Below are 16,999 nucleotides of genomic sequence, written 5' to 3'. Positions count from 1 at the left end.
AGGAACTATTTTGGTAAAATTATACCCTTTGTACATAATCATCAAATAAGCATTGTTCGTTTGCTCGATCAATAATTTCAATAATACTTCCATGCACATATTTTTTAATGCGCTTTTGAGGTATATAAAAATAAGCATTGTTCATAATTAACCATTCACTTAATGTTAAATCACTACCTGCTTGTTGATTCGTTAAGATTTTTTTATGTCTCAGAACATCAGCCATTTTATAAAAACCATCTGACAATTCGTAGGCTGATATATCAAAATTAAAAATGGGGCTGACAACCTGTCCAACATCAAAAATATGTATAGTTTGGTTTTCTTCATCTATAGCTAACTCTACTGTGCTAATCTCGTCGAAAAGATTTAAACCTCTATACTCCATTTGATAAATTTTTTCCATTTGTATACGCCTCCTTTTTTACAACGGTCTAATTGTAACACAGAAAAAATAGCTACCTCTAAATACAATTAAGGCAGCTACTTCTACGAAAATGAACATTTATGCTGTTTTTTGACTATTACCAAAGCATCGTATTTGGTATTAACCTTGTACGCGCGTAATTTTCACATCTTTTAGGATGGTATTGACTACCCAGCTTGCTGCAATTAAACCTGCTACAGACGGTACAAAAGCGTTAGATGAAGGTGGCATCTTTGCTTTACGAATTGCTGCATCAGGCTTTCCTACATGTTCGACAACATCTGGACGTACGACAATTGGACTTTCATCTGAAAATACAACCGTAACACCCTTATGAATTCCTTCTTTACGTAGCTTAGTACGAATGATTTTAGCCAATGGGTCTGTATGTGTTTTTGAAATATCTGCAATTTGGAAGCGAGTAGGGTCCATTTTATTTGCTGCACCCATGCTTGAAATAATAGGAATATTACGCTTTAAACATTCCTTCATTATATGAATTTTATACATCACTGTATCACTTGCATCGATCACATAATCAATGCCTTGTGCAAAAAATTCTTCATAGGTTTCTTCCGTATAAAACATGTGCATGTCAATCACTTCACATGCTGGGTTAATATCTGCAATACGCTCTTTCATGACAGCTGATTTTGATTGACCAACTGTTGATAGGTATGCCACAAGTTGTCTGTTGACATTTGTGATATCTACATTGTCCTTATCGACTAGAATAATACGGCCGATTCCGCTTCGTGCACAAGCCTCAGCAGCAAATGAACCGACACCGCCCACACCAAGAATGGCAACCGTTGTATTTTTTAATTTCTCGAGACCCTCTGTTCCTATTGCGAGCTCGTTACGTGAAAATTGATGTAACATCCTGACACTCTCCATCTATGAAATTTTATTAGTAAACCTAGTTATATACTAAGATAAAATCAAAACCTATCTTACATTTTATCATGTTATTGTTCAAGATAAAAATATAAAGAAAAAATCAAAATTGTCTACTTAAATCCTTCGAGATAATAATCCATAAAAAGATTTCATCCCTTTTAGTTCTATATATGGTAAAATAGCGCTTTAAAAATTAGTTCATTAATCAGGTAAATCTTATATAACATTATGCTCGACCACATAAAGAAAAAGAGATTGATGACTCAATCTCTTTCTCACTCTTCTTTACTTTGTAAAACCAAATGATGCCCATGGTTGAATGCATGTTAATAAAAATAGTTCTTCCTCTACAATGCTAGCTACGACATTACTCGATCCCGTATTAGGAATGTCCTTTAGCACAATCTGTAGCTCTCCCTTATACCGAACATCTAAATTATTATCAATCGTGACATCCCCTCTTTTTAATGGCCGTATATCATGCACAGGAAAATCTCCATTTTTATATTTCACACGGGATTGGGTGCTCCGAATCACGTATTCAGACACATCACCTCGATTAAAATGAGGCTCTTTATAAAGAATCGTCTCCTCTAAAATGCTCGTGTCTTCAGACTGAACAACCCTTAATTCAAGCTTATTACGATTTAATTGTCCTAATGCACGTAGTTCGTCCTCAGAAGCAAACATATTGCCAATAATACAATCGTCAATTAACCCCGTATGCCATAAATCTTTCGCCTGTACAGTGATTGGGAGATGACGGTGCTCCTCTAATGTAGGTAACCCGTGCTCTGTTTGCTCCCAAGGTCCATATTGACCATGTTGTGAGGAGATCATCGCTGCCGTTCTCACATTGTGCGCTTTAAAGTGCTGTGACGTTTGTAAAAAATGCTGACGAGATAGCCCCGTAAAGCGTTTTGGATAAAAATTATGACAGCCGATAATGTTCTCTTTATTAGGCTGATAAGAGATAATATTATCTACATACTTCGTACCATTACTAATGTTTAATTCTATTTTTAGATGACTTCCATCAAGTGACATCAACGCTTCTTCTTGACCTGAAAATCCCATATCTAAACGTATAGCTGCCAAATAATAATGTTCTTTTAAATAGCCAATATCCCTATAGGTTAAGCCTAAATCATCAAAAACACCTGGTGCAATATCAGCGGATATGTCAAAGCCGAGGCGTTGCGCAAATTCGTTGATTTGTTGTAATTTTTGACGCTCCTCATCCTGTTTTAGTGACATTAGGCATGTGAATATACGATCAAAGCCATTGTCATAAGCCAGCTGAACATAGCGCTTCATCTCATCTAGCGTACTATGCTGTGGATATAGCGAGATTCCTAATCTTTTCACTTCAAACCCTCCGTTAATTGACGCTTATACTTCCACTTTTTGTCCTCTGGATTCCACTACAGATTCCTCACTCTGTGCCGCTAAAGCAGCTTTTTGCTCATTCTGCCTTGCCATACGGTTCGCCATTGAGATAAATGGCAGATAAATACAAACAGCGATGACAATTAAAACCATACTCAAAACAGCACCACGCCAAGATTGAGTTGCTAAAAAACCATTAATAATTGGCGGTGTTGTCCACGGCGGTGAAAAGGTAGCAGCTGGTACCCAGCCCCATTTCGTTGCAAAGAATGCAATGGTTACGTTGATCATTGGTGTCAAAATGAACGGTACAAATAAAACCGGATTTAATACAATTGGTAACCCAAAAAGTAATGGCTCATTAATATTGAAAATTCCAGGTGCTGCAGATAATTTCCCAACTGTATTATATTGCTTATTCTTTCTAGCAAATATGAAAATCGCAATAATGAGTGCTATTGTCGTGCCAGAGCCTCCCATATTAATAAAAGCATCAAAGAATGGTTTATTGACAATGTAAGGCGCAACTTTACCAGCAGAGATTGCTGCAACATTTTCGTTAATAGCTGGTAAATTAATTGTTTGCATGAAGGGTTCGATGATATTTGCTCCATGTACGCCAAGTGTCCATAAAAATGTAGGTATAAATGCCAAAATTAAAGCAGCAAGCCATGTATTTGTTAGACCCATAAATGGCTCTTGAATCGCAGAGTAGAAGGACCCGACAATATCTGGTATATCAAAACCTGCTGAAATAATGGTACGTACTAAAGCAAATATTCCAATCGTAATAATGGCAGGAAGTAACGCAGCAAATGATTTGGCAACAGCTGGTGGTACACCCGTTGGCATTTTAATTAGTAGCTTAGGATTGCCAGACAATCTACAAAACAATTCTGTAGAAAGTAGTGCAACAATCAGAGCAATAAATATACCACCCGTGCCTGTTGTTAAGCCGGTTATTCCGCCTTCCCCAAAAGTCCCAAACGTTAAGTAGCTTGATAGACTAATTACTCCAGCAGATAGACTATCTTTTTGATAACTTTTAGCAAGATGATAAGCAACAGTAAAGGCAAGTAGCAGTGAAATGATATTAAATGTAGCACTCCAAATATTACCGCCAAATTGAGTCCATGTCTCATGTTTCCAAATGGCATCGAGTGTATTTTGATAAAATTTGATAGGCAAATTGTTAAAAAGTACAGCCAAAGTTCCCACAATCGTTAAAGGCATAATCGTAATAAATCCGTCACGAATGGCAACTAAATGACGCTGATTCCCTACCCTAGCAGCAACCGGTACAAACTTTTCTTCTAAAAAACGGAACACTCACATACACTCCCTTTGCTTTTTATTTATAACATCAAAATTTGATGTTACTCCCCTTTGATTCGTTCATATAGCTCAATCATTTCCTGTGCTAAATCGCGAAAAGTAATGGCATTCATTAGATGATCCTGGGCATGAATTAATAACATTGAAACCTCTACCTTTTCTCCCCTTGCTTCTTGAGACAGTAAGCCCGTTTGAGAATGATGTGCTTCAATTAATGACTCATTCGCTAATTTGATTTTTTCTTTTGCTGCCTCAATTTGCCCCTTTTTTGCTAGCTGAATAGCTTCCATACACTCACTTTTCGTATTTCCACTATGCACAATCAGTCCCATAATGGACTCCATTAATTCTGTATCTTCCATTCCCCTTTGCCCCTTCTTTCATCCAATTAGTTGTAGAGCCTGTTTCAGGACATTTTCACCGTTCATCATGCCGTAATCCGCCATATTGATCACATCGATTGGAAAACCTTTATCCTTATATTTTGTTTCAAATGATCCTTTCAAATAACGAACCTGTGGGCCTAATAAAAGAACATCAGCCTTCTTTGACGCTAATATCTTTTCCACCTCTCCTTCCGCAATGGCGTAAATATCTGCTTCAATATTTTGCTCTTGCGCTGCTTTTTGCATCTTCGACACTAATAAACTAGTACTCATACCTGCTACACACACTAACATGATGTTTTTCATTCGATACACTCCTTTTATTTTCTTCGATTGTGTAATCGCTTACTTATTTTGAGAATAGCACCTATTGGTATATACCACAATACAAATTTTACATTAATTTTATTTACATCAAGTTATTTACAAAATTGGGCTATCTCAATTTTGTCGTGAAATTAATGATTATAATCAACTGGTATAGTCCAGAAAAAAAGCCAAAAATTTTTTAAATTTTCTTATTATTCAATACCTAGAAATACTCATAAAATGCTGGCTTTTCAGTAGGGATTGCCCATTGCCACTGTTCAATAACCTTTTCTACCGTAGGTTGATTAGCATAGACAACCGTTTCTTTGACAGAAAGATAACCTACCATCATCGCAGAAAAAAGATTAATTGGTAGTGTTAGCATATGCTTATCAGAGACTGAACTTGTCTCAATTATTGAGACCTGACCATTTTTATTTATTTGATACACGTGCTCATTCCAGAGACAAAATGGATCTTTAATACGAATAGTTAATGTTTCTTGAATATCCTTCCACGGATACTGCTGCATAAATGCATAAACATCTACTACTCTAATCATCACATCCTGTATGACTTCCCTTTTGAATTGCGGTTCCTTGAAATAAAAGCCAAAAGGATAATGATTACTAGTAACACCAGTTATGCTACTGACACTTGCTGCATGAGATGTCATATAACGCCACATAGCTTGTTCAGCTAAGAGATTTGCTACAATAAAATCCTGGATAGTAAATGTCCCATCTCGAATCGTATAACGAATATAGCCTTCTATATTATTGCCTTGAAAATAGACAGCAAAGTGACTATCTGGGCTCCTTCTTTCAAGTCTTTTCCACCATGCATCATCCCTTGCCATGCCACCATGTTGAACGATTGCCTGTGCATTATGAAAATCCTTAATCATCTGAAAGAGCGCCGAATCTAACCACTCAAAGCTCATCCTTTTCATGACGTCCACTTGTTTCCCTAGAGAGGGAAACATAGTTTGAGGAATTGTATAATGAAGCTTCTCAAAAAATAATTCCCAACCAAAATAACGATAGAAGGACACAGAGAATGGTGCTAATACTGAAATCGTTTGTCCATTGTCTCGCATTTTTTGCAGCGCTTCTGTCATAAGCCTTTTGATAATACCCTGTTGTCGATACTCAGGATACGTTGCAACAAAGCCGATGCCTCCCATTTTAAATGAAATTCCATGCACTGTAATATTTAGCGGTAATATTAATAGCTGCCCTACAATTTTTTTGTCATCATAAGCACCTAAGGTCGTGCTTTGCTCAATCCAATAATGAAAGTCCTCTCGACGAGCCCCAGAGTACTTATTTGGAAAGCAATAGTCTCTCAATCGATGAATCTGCCCATAATCATTAGGCAAGACGATGTGAATGTCCATTTAACCACCTCTTAAATTCTAAATATTCAGATAATTAATTACGAGATTCTTTTACAGTGGCGTGATCACAACCACTGCACGAATCTTTTATTCCTCTTGCCATACTTCTCCTATTGCTTTAGACAACATGACTTCAGTAATAGTTTGAAATAATGTTGCTACATCTGGCCCATCTGCTGAAATTTCCACTATACTTCCTGATTTTACACCTAGTGACATTACGCCCATAATAGACTTTAAATTAACGGATCTTTCTTCGTATATTAATTTAATATCACTTTGGAATGGTGTCACTGCAGTTACGAGTAATGCAGCCGGTCTGGCATGAATACCTTCAGTAGATGTAATTTTATACATTTTCTTCATTTACATACCCCACTCTTTCACGTAAAATTAATCCGATGTTGATATTTGGCAATCATTTTCTCATTATGTGATCCATCCGAATCAACATTATTGCTGACAAAAATAGGTAACTCTATTGAGGACTTTGCTAGTGTTTCTATGATTTCACTGAACAAAGCATTTAATAGTAATGAACCAATAACAGTAGATGCTGGCGCATACTGTAGGTCATGTATAGTTAGTACACCATCGCCAATCGGTATATGGGTATTAATCACAAAATCTACCACCTCTTCTAGCCGCAGCCCACTGTGATGACGTGTAGTCTGTTCCTTATAGTGGAGCGATTGGAGGGATAGCACAAATATCCCTGAATCCTTTGCTAATAAAGCGGCGTCAATAGGTGCTGCATTTCTCCCCGAGGTTGAAATGACGATGCAAACATCATTTTCACGAAAGTCAAACTGTTCCTTATGCTGTTCAATAATAGTTGAATCTTTCTCATTGATTGAAGAAGCGAATGCCCCAGCATGTAAAGCTAATGGTTCAATAAATATAGGACGGACGGGTACTAAACCACCTGCTCGATAAAATGCCTCTTGTGCCAATAGCTGTGAATGACCACAACCAAATAATTGAATTATCCCACCTTTTTGGAGACGTTGGACAATGATTTGAGCCATATCACTTATATGTGATGCCTCCTGTTCCTTCACAACTTGGATAAGCTTTTCGATTTCAGAAAAATATGCATGCATAAAATCACCTTTTAATTTCACTTATGAATTTATAACGATCAGCTCGATACGTACTGCGTACAAGCTCAAAGGGCTTACCATCTGATAAATAACTTGTACGTTTGATAATTAAAACTGGTGCTGTATGATTAATTTGTAGAAACTTACTATCCTCTTTCGATACGATGGCTGCCTCCATCTGTTGTACCGCATTCCCAATTTTTTGATGGAACTTTGCTTCGATTAAGGCATAAAGCGAGCCCATTATTTGCTTCTCATCCAACTCCGGATAAATTTTAACTGGGATATATGTTCTTTCGATTGCCATTGGTTGCGCATCTGCATTTCTTATGCGCACTACAAAAAACACTTCTTCGCCAGACTCTATCATTAAATCTCTTGCAATATCCACTGGTGGTATGATTTTCTCAAATCGTAATACCTTACTGCTTGGTTCCATTCCTCTTGCTCGCATATCTTCCGTGAAACTCGTTAAACCTTTTAACGGTTGCTCTAATTTTGGATTTGCAACATACGTTCCTCTCCCTTTTTCTCGATATAATAGACCACTATTTACTAGATTGGTAATGGATTGACGAACAGTCATTCTACTTACATCGAATTGTGCAGAAAGCTCTCGTTCTGATGGGATGGTCTCACCAATTCTGTATTCTTCTAAATAAATCCGTTGTTTAATAATCTCTTCTATTTGTATATAAATAGGTATATGAGAATTTTTCTCTAACAATTCTTGCACCTTCCTTATCGCCTTTATGATTTCTCAATACAACTTTACCTCGTCAGATCGGTTTTTGTATTTCGCATAATTAAACAAAGCTAAATGATATCCACTAACGACAGTGTGAAAAGGACATATTGACACAGTCGCTTGAAGTGGTGCCTTTCTCACTATCATTGTAGCATCTGAGCTCAATCGTTGTACCATTATATTGTCAAATGACTAATCACCTTCTCGTAATTTTGATATAAATTGCCTTCTTTTAAGTAGGCTTCTCCTTTACTGTGTTTAGTATCAGCTACAATTAAAACGCTTTAAAAATCATTTCCATAAGTGACTCGTATTATCTGCCTAAAGGAAGAATGCGGATATAGCTTCTCAAAAAGGTATAGTTGTCTATACCAATTATATGCTGCTTCATCAGAAATAAAAAGTAATCTTTCCTATTTTCTAAACATTCGCTCCAAACACTCTACGAGTTCTTGGCTACCATGTACCTGTTGATGTAAAAAAAAGGAGCTATTGATAAGCTCCTCTCAATCCTATGTATAGGACGAATCCCAATTGTGCCGTAATGCCAAGAAACATTCGTTTTGAACCCGCAATTTGCAGGTGGGTGCCCGCTTTGCAACTTTAAACGTCCCGCTTTGTTAGGGGCATGTTTGCGACTACAAAATGAAGGCTCCCGATTCTATAATGTTCGGTCAAAACTGTGAAGTAGAGTTAGCAGTTAGACAAACACATCAGGATTCGTATTACAGTTATCATAACACCACTTTTCTGATAATTCAAACGATTTTCTCTAATAATCTATAATTTCTTAAGAAAACGCAAAAAATACCTAGATTCCCAACAGTATTTGCTAGGTAATCCAGGTATTTTGAATTATACATTATTTTCTAAATGCTTTGATAGCCAGGCTTAGTTCACTTAGTTGCTCAGGAGATACTTCGCTTGGTGCTTCTGTCATCAAGCAGCTTGCACTAGCTGTTTTAGGGAATGCGATTGTATCACGTAAATTAGTACGACCTGCTAATAGCATAACGAAGCGATCAAGACCAAAGGCAAGACCTGCATGTGGTGGTACGCCGTATTCAAATGCTTCTAATAGGAAGCCAAATTGTGCTTGTGCTTCTTCCTCTGAGAAGCCAAGTAATTCAAACATTTTCTCTTGTAGGTCACGTTCGTAAATACGTAATGAACCACCACCAAGTTCATAGCCGTTTAAAACGATATCATATGCTTGTGCACGTACTGCTGCAGGGTCTGTGTCCATTAACGCTATATCTTCATCAAACGGGCGTGTGAATGGATGGTGTGCTGCATAGTAGCGTCCATCTTCCTCAGAGTATTCGAATAATGGCCAATCAGTAATCCAAAGGAAAGCAAATTGTGATTCATCGATCAGATTTAAATCTTGTCCTAATTTTGTACGAAGAGCGCCTAAAGAAGCTGCTACAACAGCGGCTTTATCTGCTACAAATACTAGAATATCGCCAACTTCTGCTCCCATACGCTCGATTAAGGCTGCTGCTAATGCCTCATCAAAGAATTTCGCAATTGGTCCATTTAAGCCTTCTTCTGTTACCTTTAACCAGGCAAGACCTTTTGCTCCGTATATCCCAACGAATTTTGTTAACTCGTCCATGTCTTTACGAGAATATTTGTCAGCTGCACCTTTAATATTGATACTTTTCACTTGTTTTCCTTGTGCAACCGTATCAGCAAATACTTTGAAATTACAGCCTTCAAAAATATCATTTAACGCCACTAGCTCTAATCCAAAACGTACATCTGGCTTATCTGAACCATAACGATCCATTGCTTCTTGGTATTTCATGCGCTGGAAAGGTGCAGGAATGTCGATGCCTTTTACTTCTTTCATAACCTCTTGAATTAAGCGCTCGTTCATTTCTAATACTTCTTCTTGTGTTAAGAAGCTCGTTTCAATGTCCACCTGTGTAAACTCTGGTTGACGGTCAGCACGTAAATCTTCGTCACGGAAGCAACGCGCAATTTGGAAGTACTTTTCAAAACCAGCAACCATTAATAATTGCTTAAATAATTGAGGTGATTGTGGTAATGCATAAAATTCACCTTCATGTACACGTGAAGGGACTAAATAGTCTCGAGCGCCCTCTGGCGTAGATTTTGTTAAAATTGGCGTTTCAACTTCTAAGAATCCTTCATTTTGTAGGAAGTTACGAATTGTACGTGTCACATCAGAACGCATTTTGAAAGTATCGAACATTACAGGACGACGTAAGTCTAGATAACGATATTTTAAACGTAAATCTTCTGATACATCTGTACGATCTTCGATTTGGAATGGCGTTGTTTTTGCCGTATTAATCACGACTAATTTTGTTGCTTCCACTTCAATTTTACCGTTTGGTACATTCGGGTTGATTTGATCCTCTGTACGAAGGATGACTGTGCCTTCCACTTCGATCACATACTCACTACGCACTTTATCCGCTAATGCGTGTGCTTCTGCAACATCTGGACTAAACACAACTTGCGTAATACCTGTACGGTCACGCAAATCAATAAAAATTAAACCACCAAGGTCTCGACGACGCTGTACCCAACCTTTTAATACAACTTTTTCGCCTTGTAACGCTTCTGAAAGCTCGTTACTAGCATGTGTTCTTGTAGCCATTGTTAAATTCCTCCAAAATATCTTCAATTTATGTAGCATTTCACTAGGAATGCCCTCTATCTGTTTTTAAGCTTTTTGTGTTAAATAGTTCACCAGCTCTGAGAACGCCACTTTGTGCTGCTCCCCAGATTCCATATGTTTTACAGCCGCTGCTTGCTCTTCAAGTTCCGTTTCACCAAGAACAAGCGTATATTTTGCACCTAATCGATCCGCAGATTTCATTTGAGCTTTCATTTTACGGTCTAAATAATCCATCTCTGTCGCAAGTCCCTTCGCTCGGAAAGTGCTTGTCAGCTCAACAGCCTTTTGCTTCGCTTCATCGCCCATTGCAATAATGTAAACATCTAGCCCTGAAGCTGTGTCTAATTCAACACCCTCCGCTTCAAGTGCCAGCAACAAACGCTCAATACTTAATGCAAAACCTATACCTGGTACATCTGGACCGCCAATTTCTTGTACTAGTCCATTGTAGCGGCCACCACCACATAATGTTGTAATAGCCCCAAAGCCTGATGCTGTGGACATGATTTCAAAAGTTGTGTGATTATAATAATCAAGTCCTCGAACAAGATTTGGATCGACCTCATATGAAATACCCAATGTATCTAAGTACGATTTCACCTGAGCGAAATAAGCAGCCGATTCTTCTGTTAAGAAATCAGTTAACGCTGGAGCCGTTTGCATTAATGGATGTTCACGATCTACCTTACAATCTAAAATTCGCAATGGATTCTTTTGTAAACGATTTTGACAGTCTGAGCAAAATTCATGAATATGTGGCTCAAAATGCTGTAATAAAGCAGTGCGATGTGTATCACGTGTTTCTTTGTCGCCAAGTGAATTAATCACTAATTTTAAATCCTTTAAGCCCGCTGATTCGTAGACGTCCATAGCAAGAGCAATAACTTCTGCATCAATCGCAGGATCTGCTGAACCAATTGCTTCTACTCCAAATTGTACAAATTGACGATAACGACCAGCCTGTTGACGCTCATAGCGGAACATTGGTCCTAAGTAAGAAAGCTTAACTGGCTGATCAGGAGCACCAAACATTTTATGCTCCACATAGGCACGTACGACACCAGCCGTATTCTCTGGACGTAGTGTTAATGAACGCCCTCCACGATCTTCAAATGTATACATTTCCTTTTGTACTACATCAGTTGTTTCCCCAACACCACGTGCAAATAGATCCGTTTGCTCGAAAATTGGTGTACGAATTTCGTTATAGCGATAAACACGACAAATATCACGAATAATCGCTTCAACTTTTTGCCATTTTTCAGATTGACCTGGCAAAATATCTTGTGTCCCTCTTGGCACTTTAAAACTCATGTAATTCCCTCCTATATTGATTGCTTATGATAGAGCAGCTGTAGTCCCACTTTGAGCGAATGCATGCTTTGGTTGAGCAAATTTTTGTCCTGTTGGAGTGGGTTATAGCCTTTGACGAGCGCTTTTCATACTAATTGGAGCGCCTTCCCCTCTTTTATGAGCAAAAACAACAATCCCTCTAAAAAACTCATTACTGTTTTGAACAACAAAAAAGCCCTCATCCCTTGCAATAGCAAGGGACGAGAGCTGTATAAGCTTCCGCGGTTCCACCCTAGTTGACACAAATAATTACATGTGTCCTCCTCTTAATCGGATAACGGCCGATTCCGTTTTTTCCTACTAGGCACTGCTTTTCAGAAAAAAGCCTCTCAAGTGTTATTCACGTGATACATTTTTGTAGGAAAGATTGCAGCCTAAGTCTTTCCCTCTCTTTTCCAATAGTGGTATACGCTACTTGCTTGGTCATAAGCGATTAATCATTTTTCGATTACCCTTTATGTTAGTCACTAGCCAAAGCAATGTCAACTATTTTTGTATTTTTCATCAGTCTATGTTGAAAATAACTAATTCTGTTACCATTTTACCACGAATTTTATGATAAAAGCATGGTAAAATAGCACAAGGAATAGGAGGAATCTGATGAGGACAAAAATTTTACATAGTATAATCATCTTTGTACTAATGGTAACGATGGCGATACCAAATAAGAACTTTGTTCAAAGAGCGTCCGCTGACACCAGTGATCTAAAAGTCGCTGGAACGATTCTTCATTTGCGAGAAGGTCCTGGATTGTCTTATCCCATTATTACGACTTTAGAAGAAGGTGACCCTTTAACCTCAATCGGTCGAGAAGGTGATTGGTATCAAGTCAAAGCAGGTAATTACGAGGGATGGGTTGCCTCTTGGCTGACAGCACCTACGAATGCTAAACAAGCGATCGACAAAACCGTCATTTCACAAGTGGACCGTTTAAATATTCGAACAGAACCAGATATCTCTTCAGCAGTTCTTGGTCAACTTTCTACTGGTAACCAAGCAAACCTCGTTGAAGAAAATGGAGAATGGGCAAAAATCGATTGGAATGGACTAACAGGATGGGTGTCGAAGGATTATGTCACGATCAACGATAACCCTAAAAAAGAAACGGAACCCAAAGAAAATGCTGTAGAAGTAACTACTACAACCACGGCACTCGCTAACAAAGATACAACCTTCACCATTTTAGTGGACACCCTTAATGTTCGTAAGAAGCCAGATTTGAACGCTAAAAAAATCGGCACAGTAACAAAAGGACAAGCCTTTAAAGTACTCGCACATGAGCATAATTGGGTACAAATTCAGTACAATGATAAAAAAGTAGGTTGGGTCTATAGTTTTTACGGTACATTCTCTAATAAAGTAAAAAGTACCTCAAAAACATCAACTTCCAAAGAGTTAGAGTCTGTTACGATTATCTATAATGGGACAAACCTAAGAACGGATGCCTCAACAGCTGCAGAAGTAGTTGAACGTGTAGATGCTGGTGTAAATTACCCAATTGTAGGCGTTAAAAATGATTTTTATGAAATACAACTAGACGACGAAAAAACAGCTTTTGTCGCGAACTGGGTAGTCACAACAAGTTCCAATAAAGCGACAAGTCCACAGAAAGAAAAGGAAGAGCCTCGTAAAAAAGGTACTTTAACTGGATTAAAGATTGTTGTTGATGCTGGTCACGGTGGAAATGACCATGGCACAACTGGTCAACGAGGTACAGAGGAAAAGGGCATTACTTTAAAAACGGCCACTCTGCTTGCTTCCAAGTTAAGTGCTGCTGGCGCAAACGTTGTCATGACGAGAGAATCGGATGAATATGTGGCATTGCGTAAGCGTGTATCGATTGCCCATCAATATGAGGCAGATGCCTTTATTAGCCTTCATTACGATGCGACAGATGATAGCTCCATTAACGGCTTCACATCTTACTATATGAATAGCAATCAAAAAGGGCTTGCTGAAGCAATTCATGATGGTCTTTCCAGTAAACTAGATTTAAGAGACCGTGGTACACAACAAGGGAATTATTTAGTATTACGAGAGAATCGTCAAAAGGCTGTCCTTATTGAGTTAGGCTTTTTAAGTAATTCCAGTGAGGAGCGCGTCATTACAACAGCTAAATTCCGTGAACAAGCGACTCTTGGTATTTATCAGGGAATTCTCAACTACTTTAATGAACAAGATGACTAAGCAAAAAAGCTGCGGATGATAACATCCACAGCTTTTTTCATATTTAAGATATTCCTAATGCTACCGCAGCAATTAGCGCCAGACAGGCGATCAATGCCCACCCAAGAATCATCTTCCAGATAAACTTAATCCACTTTTCATATGGGATACCTGCAACAGCTAAATACGCCATTAATGCAGAGGAAGTAGGAATAATAGAGTTCGTTAAGGAATCCCCATATTGGAAGGCTAAAACAGCCACTTGTCGCTCTAATCCTAATAAATCAGTGATTGGAATCATAATCGGCATTGTGGCAGCTGCCTGTCCACTACCAGATGAAATAAATAAATTCAAAAGAGCTTGGATAACTAACATGCCGATTGCACTGATAGCATGTGGCAAATGTCCAATTGTTTCTGATGCTGCATAAACGATTGTATCAATAATTTTCCCCTGCTCTAAAACAACCGTAATAGCACGGGCAAAACCTACAATTAAAGCACCAAATGTTACAGCCTTGGCTCCCTCAATAAAGGAATCAAAAATAGTAGCAGGTTTTAAACCACCAATTAATCCTGCAACTAACCCCATAATTAAAAAGGATGCAGTTAGCTGCGTTAAGAACCAGCCCCAATTAAAGACACCATAAATATTAAAGCCTATTCCACAAGCCATGACAATAAATACAAATTTATGCTTTCCCGTTAATGCAGGAATGTCAATCGCAGAAACATTGGATTTAGCTTTTTGCTCAATATCGTAAATAACACTTGCCTGTGGGTTCTTTTTCACCTTAAAAGCATAGCGAGAGACATAGAAAATAGCAAAACCTAATACAAAAACATAGACAACAGCACGGAAGCCAATACCTGAGAATAATGGCACATCAGCTAATGATTGCGCAACACCTACCGTAAAGGGATTAAGCATTCCTCCAAAAAATCCACTGGCGGCACCAAGTGTAATCATGGCTGTTCCTGTTACAGCATCAAAGCCCATCGCACGTGCAATGGCCACACCAATTGGTACGAAAATAATAGTTTCTTCCGCCATCCCCATTGTAAAACCACCAACAGAGAATAAAATCATCGATAAAGGAATCAGTAATTTCTCTCTGCCCTCTAAAGCTTTTACTCCTTTATAAACACCAGCCTCAATAGCACCTGTAGAACGAATAATACCAAATACACCACTGACTAAAAAAATGTAGAAAATAATTTGAGCCCCTTTTTCGAGGCCCATTGGAACCGCTGTGAACATTTCAAAAAAGGAAACTGGTTCACTCTCAATATGATGATAGCTTCCATCTACAACGAGCATTCGCCCTTCTTCATCCTCTACACGTTCAAACTCACCCGCTGGTATGATATAGCTTGCAATACCTGCTAAAAAAATAATAGCAAAAATAATCGTATATGTATGAGGTACTTTCAACCAGCTTTTCTTCTTTACCCCCTGTTCATTTTCCATTAAATCACGCTCCTTTTTCTGATTTAGACATTAGCAGTACATTGTCGCTATTTGTCGCTAATTGAAAATAAATATACATGAGTTTAAATTTATTGTAAAGTATTAATTTTCTATTATTTCAGAAAGTACACGCTGCCTTTCTTTATTAAACCTCTTATTCTTCTCCTATAAACACGGACACATACTCAAATAATAATGGGCATTTCCAACGTTATTTTTTGTTTTCCAAAATAATAATTTCATCTTATAGTTTCTTATTAAGGCATGAGCAATATGCGGCGGTGTTAAATGATAAAGTTGTATGGATTGTCCTTAGATGCTTTTTATTCATGAACTTCATATAGCTCCCCCATTATTAGTGGGATAATCTAAGATGAAAGACATCAAAGTTAGTAAGTAGAATTGAAAATCGAGGTTAACTATCCATAAGGAATCAAATGGACTTTCTTACATATCGTTTATATTTTTTTAAAAAAATAATATTCAAAAAGTAGCAACTGTTTTAATAGTTTTTATCTCCTCGAAATAAATTTGCTATTCAGGTATTTTTTATTGCACTTAATAAAAAAGAACCTTCTATCATTTATTATGATTTGAAGGTTCATACTTTCTCATTTTTTTGTAGTTTCCAATGTAACCCATACAATTTCCTCCATCCGAATGAAGAAAGGCGTACGATTTATCTCAAGAACCATATGGTCAGGTAGTATGGATAATAAAATACCTTGTTGAATATTTTTTTCTGTTTGCACAACTACTGCCTGACCAATCATCATGTTAAGAGTTTCGTATAAATATGGATTTGTTATACTTCTCGTCTGCGTCATGTTTAAGACACTCCTTCCTATAAAACTAACCATACTCTTTAGTATATGAAGGAATTATAGGAAATGTTCCATTATTTTGACTCTAGAAGAATTGTGACTGGACCATCATTAATTAGTGCTACATCCATCATGGCACCAAAAATACCTGTTTCCACATGTAAGCCATACTCGCGTAAAGCTTGATTAAAAGCCTCCCACAGTGGCTCAGCTGCTTCTGGTCTAGCTGCATTGATAAAACTTGGACGATTCCCTTTTTTTGCATCCCCATACAATGTAAATTGTGAGACGGATAAAATAGCGCCCCCATGCTCTAAGATCGAATGATTCATTTTTCCATCTTCATCTTCCCAGAGACGTAAATTGGCTACTTTTTTTGCTAAATAGGCAACATCCTCTTGTGTGTCTTCATGTGTGATTCCCACTAAAAGAACATAGCCATGATCAATTGCTCCTGTAACAGTTCCGTCCACTGTTACAGAGGCAGCTTTACTGCGCTGTAATACTACTTTCATGTACTAAACCCCAATTCTATA

Annotated in this window: 16 protein-coding genes, 1 other RNA gene and 1 other annotated feature; of the genes, 1 reads left to right on the top strand and 16 read right to left on the bottom strand. The window is 37.8% G+C overall.

Annotated features, from left to right (window positions below; all coding sequences use genetic code 11):
* Window positions 1-19: 19 nt before the first annotated feature.
* The 13 genes from HCH28_RS04340 to hisS form a co-directional block, all read right to left on the bottom strand.
* Window positions 20-406 (bottom strand): hypothetical protein, encoded by a 387-nt coding sequence (locus tag HCH28_RS04340; protein WP_221679965.1) that lies wholly within the window; start codon window positions 404-406, stop codon window positions 20-22.
* Between the two features lie 141 nt (window positions 407-547).
* On the bottom strand, window positions 548-1,309 hold the full coding sequence (locus HCH28_RS04335) for a tRNA threonylcarbamoyladenosine dehydratase (RefSeq protein WP_048392126.1): 762 nt from the start codon (window positions 1,307-1,309) through the stop codon (window positions 548-550).
* 303 nt (window positions 1,310-1,612) lie between these two features.
* A complete protein-coding gene (locus HCH28_RS04330; protein ID WP_221679963.1) occupies window positions 1,613-2,695 on the bottom strand; it encodes a DUF871 domain-containing protein in 1,083 nt (360 codons plus the stop codon).
* A 24-nt stretch (window positions 2,696-2,719) separates the two neighbouring features.
* Window positions 2,720-4,045: a PTS sugar transporter subunit IIC gene (locus HCH28_RS04325; RefSeq protein ID WP_221679961.1), complete on the bottom strand. Its 1,326-nt coding sequence runs from the start codon at window positions 4,043-4,045 to the stop codon at window positions 2,720-2,722.
* A 47-nt stretch (window positions 4,046-4,092) separates the two neighbouring features.
* Complete coding sequence (locus tag HCH28_RS04320; RefSeq protein WP_221679959.1) at window positions 4,093-4,413, bottom strand: PTS lactose/cellobiose transporter subunit IIA; 321 nt, start codon at window positions 4,411-4,413, stop codon at window positions 4,093-4,095.
* Window positions 4,414-4,431: 18 nt separating this feature from the next.
* Window positions 4,432-4,743 (bottom strand): PTS sugar transporter subunit IIB, encoded by a 312-nt coding sequence (locus tag HCH28_RS04315; RefSeq protein ID WP_221679957.1) that lies wholly within the window; start codon window positions 4,741-4,743, stop codon window positions 4,432-4,434.
* Window positions 4,744-4,969: 226 nt separating this feature from the next.
* A complete protein-coding gene (locus HCH28_RS04310; RefSeq protein ID WP_221679955.1) occupies window positions 4,970-6,145 on the bottom strand; it encodes a GNAT family N-acetyltransferase in 1,176 nt (391 codons plus the stop codon).
* 87 nt (window positions 6,146-6,232) lie between these two features.
* Complete coding sequence (locus HCH28_RS04305; RefSeq protein WP_221679953.1) at window positions 6,233-6,511, bottom strand: HPr family phosphocarrier protein; 279 nt, start codon at window positions 6,509-6,511, stop codon at window positions 6,233-6,235.
* Window positions 6,512-6,528: 17 nt separating this feature from the next.
* On the bottom strand, window positions 6,529-7,248 hold the full coding sequence (locus tag HCH28_RS04300) for a sugar isomerase domain-containing protein (protein WP_221679952.1): 720 nt from the start codon (window positions 7,246-7,248) through the stop codon (window positions 6,529-6,531).
* 4 nt (window positions 7,249-7,252) lie between these two features.
* On the bottom strand, window positions 7,253-7,975 hold the full coding sequence (locus HCH28_RS04295; protein WP_221679950.1) for a GntR family transcriptional regulator: 723 nt from the start codon (window positions 7,973-7,975) through the stop codon (window positions 7,253-7,255).
* 544 nt (window positions 7,976-8,519) lie between these two features.
* Window positions 8,520-8,719, bottom strand: a non-coding RNA gene (ssrS, locus tag HCH28_RS04290) — 6S RNA.
* Window positions 8,720-8,858: 139 nt separating this feature from the next.
* Window positions 8,859-10,628, bottom strand: a complete 1,770-nt coding sequence (gene aspS / locus HCH28_RS04285) for an aspartate--tRNA ligase (RefSeq protein WP_221679948.1) — start codon at window positions 10,626-10,628, stop codon at window positions 8,859-8,861.
* A gap of 66 nt (window positions 10,629-10,694) precedes the next feature.
* Window positions 10,695-11,963 carry a histidine--tRNA ligase gene (gene hisS / locus HCH28_RS04280; protein ID WP_054550047.1) on the bottom strand — a complete coding sequence of 423 codons (1,269 nt, stop codon included), beginning with the start codon at window positions 11,961-11,963 and terminating at the stop codon, window positions 10,695-10,697.
* A gap of 232 nt (window positions 11,964-12,195) precedes the next feature.
* Window positions 12,196-12,438, bottom strand: a binding site (T-box leader).
* Between the two features lie 164 nt (window positions 12,439-12,602).
* On the opposite strand from hisS, the gene HCH28_RS04275 reads away from it, so the two are divergent.
* Window positions 12,603-14,189, top strand: coding sequence for an N-acetylmuramoyl-L-alanine amidase family protein (locus HCH28_RS04275; RefSeq protein ID WP_221679946.1), 1,587 nt, complete (start codon window positions 12,603-12,605; stop codon window positions 14,187-14,189).
* A gap of 43 nt (window positions 14,190-14,232) precedes the next feature.
* Here HCH28_RS04275 and HCH28_RS04270 read toward each other — a convergent pair whose 3' ends face one another.
* The 3 genes from HCH28_RS04270 to dtd form a co-directional block, all read right to left on the bottom strand.
* Window positions 14,233-15,639 carry a YfcC family protein gene (locus HCH28_RS04270; RefSeq protein WP_221679943.1) on the bottom strand — a complete coding sequence of 469 codons (1,407 nt, stop codon included), beginning with the start codon at window positions 15,637-15,639 and terminating at the stop codon, window positions 14,233-14,235.
* Window positions 15,640-16,250: 611 nt separating this feature from the next.
* The gene (locus tag HCH28_RS04265) at window positions 16,251-16,466 is read right to left on the bottom strand and encodes a DUF2642 domain-containing protein (protein WP_004226745.1); all 216 of its coding nucleotides are present in this window, start codon (window positions 16,464-16,466) and stop codon (window positions 16,251-16,253) included.
* A 71-nt stretch (window positions 16,467-16,537) separates the two neighbouring features.
* On the bottom strand, window positions 16,538-16,978 hold the full coding sequence (gene dtd / locus HCH28_RS04260; RefSeq protein ID WP_221679941.1) for a D-aminoacyl-tRNA deacylase: 441 nt from the start codon (window positions 16,976-16,978) through the stop codon (window positions 16,538-16,540).
* Between the last annotated feature and the right edge of the window lie 21 nt (window positions 16,979-16,999).

The sequence above is a fragment of the Lysinibacillus sp. K60 genome, assembly GCF_019731275.1.
Classification (GTDB): domain Bacteria; phylum Bacillota; class Bacilli; order Bacillales_A; family Planococcaceae; genus Lysinibacillus; species Lysinibacillus capsici.
The sequence above is the reverse complement of the archived record's forward strand: the minus strand, read 5'-3'. Positions and strand labels throughout refer to the sequence as shown.